This window comes from uncultured Mycobacterium sp. (assembly GCF_964249325.1).
GTDB lineage: Bacteria > Actinomycetota > Actinomycetes > Mycobacteriales > Mycobacteriaceae > Mycobacterium.
Genome location: NZ_CAXUCH010000299.1, coordinates 1 through 2,105 on the forward strand (window position 1 = coordinate 1; position 2,105 = coordinate 2,105).

Annotated in this window: 2 protein-coding genes and 2 pseudogenes (1 of these 4 running past the window's edge); all 4 read right to left on the reverse strand. The window is 66.0% G+C overall.

What is annotated here, in order from left to right:
* Positions 1 to 117: 117 nt before the first annotated feature.
* A pseudogene (locus ACFE99_RS23025) lies at positions 118 to 369 on the reverse strand (alpha/beta hydrolase); the annotation flags it as partial.
* 101 nt (positions 370 to 470) lie between these two features.
* A complete protein-coding gene (locus tag ACFE99_RS23030; RefSeq protein ID WP_375488899.1) occupies positions 471 to 983 on the reverse strand; it encodes an Hsp20/alpha crystallin family protein in 513 nt (170 codons plus the stop codon).
* Positions 984 to 1,138: 155 nt separating this feature from the next.
* On the reverse strand, positions 1,139 to 1,591 hold the full coding sequence (locus tag ACFE99_RS23035; RefSeq protein WP_375488901.1) for an Hsp20/alpha crystallin family protein: 453 nt from the start codon (positions 1,589 to 1,591) through the stop codon (positions 1,139 to 1,141).
* Between the two features lie 149 nt (positions 1,592 to 1,740).
* Positions 1,741 to 2,105, reverse strand: a pseudogene (locus ACFE99_RS23040) (acyl-CoA dehydrogenase family protein) (it continues 808 nt past the right edge of the window).

Consider the following 2,105-nt stretch of genomic DNA (forward strand, 5'->3'; position numbering starts at 1 on the left):
GCCCGTAATTGGCGCTCATGCCCATGCAGCCGAGGCCGAGGGCGGACACGTCGAGACCGTTACCGAGCGTGCGGATTTTCATGGTTTTTGGCTCCCTCAGCGGTCAATGGCAGCGTCGAGCGCGGCGGCCAGCGGCGCGCGCAGCGTGCGGTCGCCACCGTTGCCGTTGCAGACCAGCACCGCGGGCCCGCGGGTCGCCGCCGGCAAGAACCATGCGCCCAGCCGAAGCCCGTCATCGGTGTCGAGCACCACGTCCTCGCCGCCGGGCAGCATAGCGCCGACGGCAGGCAGCGGCCCGGGCGACGGGAAGTAGATCAACCGGCGCTGCACTGACGCCAACAGCGGGATGTCCATCGTGAAGCGCGGCATCAGCAACACTTAACACCGCACAGCCGCCGGGTGGCCAGTTAGTGCACGCGACAGGTGGGCAAACACCGTGCCATAGCTGGCCACTCGGCGTGCTGAGGGTGCTAGTGGCGGACGGTGAGCCGGCCCCGGTTAGCGCCGGCAAGCCACCGGCGCACCCATGGCGGTGCCAAGTGGTGGCGACCTCCGTTTCCAGCGTTGTGGTGTCGGCCGGCCTCGATGGCAATCTTGCGCGGTGTGGTGGCCTTGTCCAATGGGATGAGCAGCCGCAGAACACCATTGGTGTAGTCAGCGCTGATCTTGTCGCTGTCCACCTGCTCGCCGAGGAAGAGCTGGCGGATGAACACGCCGTGCGGGCGCTCGGCGGTCAGCCAAACGCGGTCGCGGTTATCAGGATCCTGCCGCTCGGCGCGCACTGTCAGCACACCGCTTTCAACAGTGACCTCAAGCGAGTCGGCTTTGATGCCCGGCAAGTCGAGCTCCGCAATCATCGCGTCGCCATCGCGCCAGGCATCCATCCGCATCAGCGCGGGGTGGGCGGCGGTGCCGAAGATTCGTGGCAGGCGTGCAGATAGCCGGTCGAGGTCATCAACGAATGGATCGAGCAAGCTGGTCATCGGTATCACCTCTCGTCGGATACAGCGCTTGGTGAGCGAGGACCACCCTGGCGCACGGGTTCTCAGGGCGGCCCTCGCTGGGGACTTCATCCGGCAGGCCAGCCCCCGCCGGGAAAGCCCCGGCGAGGGGACAGGCCGGCCCAGCCGGCGCCGCCTCAGGCGTCGATGGCTTTGTGGGCACCGGTCCCGATGGCGATCTTGCGCGGCTTGGCCGCCTCGGCCACCGGAATGGTCAGCCGCAGTACGCCATCGCTGTAGTTGGCGCTGATCTTGTCGGCATCCAGGCTGTTGCCCAGGAATAGCTGCCGGCTGAACACGCCGTACGGGCGTTCGGCGACCACCCAGTTGCGGTCTTCCGTGGCGGCAGGCCGTTCGGCTCGCACCGTCACCGTGTCGTGCTCGACACTGACGTCGATTGAGTCGGGCTTGATGCCTGGGAGGTCAAGCTCCACGACGTAGTGGTCCCCCTCGCGCCAGGCGTCGACCGGCATCACCGCGGGACGGGTGGCGGTACCCAGCGTGGTGCCTAACAGCTGCTCGGTGAGCCGATCGAAGTCACGGAGGAACGGGTCAAACGTCAGCATCGTCATCACTCCCTTCTGCGACATCGATTCTGCTGGTTTCGGCACAGATAACCTTTGCATCTCGCTACATATTCCATGCATCGGACTCCTCACTATCCTGCCCGGCGAGCGGCCACTTAATGCACGCCAGCCGCGAAAAAGCGGGTGATAACTGGCCGCTCGGCCGTGAGAACCTAGATCCCGCCGCGGGCGACCAGCTGCCCGGCGATGACGTTGCGCTGGATCTCGTTGGTGCCTTCGCCGACGATCATCAGCGGCGCGTCACGAAAGTAGCGTTCGACGTCATATTCGGTGGAGTAGCCGTAGCCGCCGTGGATGCGCACTGCGTCGAGGGCGATCTCCATTGCCACCTCGGAGGCGAAGAGCTTGGCCATCCCGGCTTCCATGTCGCAGCGCTGGCCGCTGTCGTAGCGCTCGGCGGCATAACGGGTGAGTTGGCGTGCGGCGGTGAGCTTGGTCGCCATGTCGGCCAGATAGTTGCCGACGGCCTGGTGCTTCCAGATCGGCTTGCCGAAGCTTTCGCGCTGCTGGGCGTACG

Bases quoted from the DNA above. Each gene is read 5' to 3' on its own strand.
- ACFE99_RS23035 (WP_375488901.1), bottom strand. From the start codon at position 1,591: ATGTCGCAGAAGGGAGTGATGACGATGCTGACGTTTGACCCGTTCCTC.
- ACFE99_RS23030 (WP_375488899.1), bottom strand. From the start codon at position 983: ATGACCAGCTTGCTCGATCCATTCGTTGATGACCTCGACCGGCTATCT.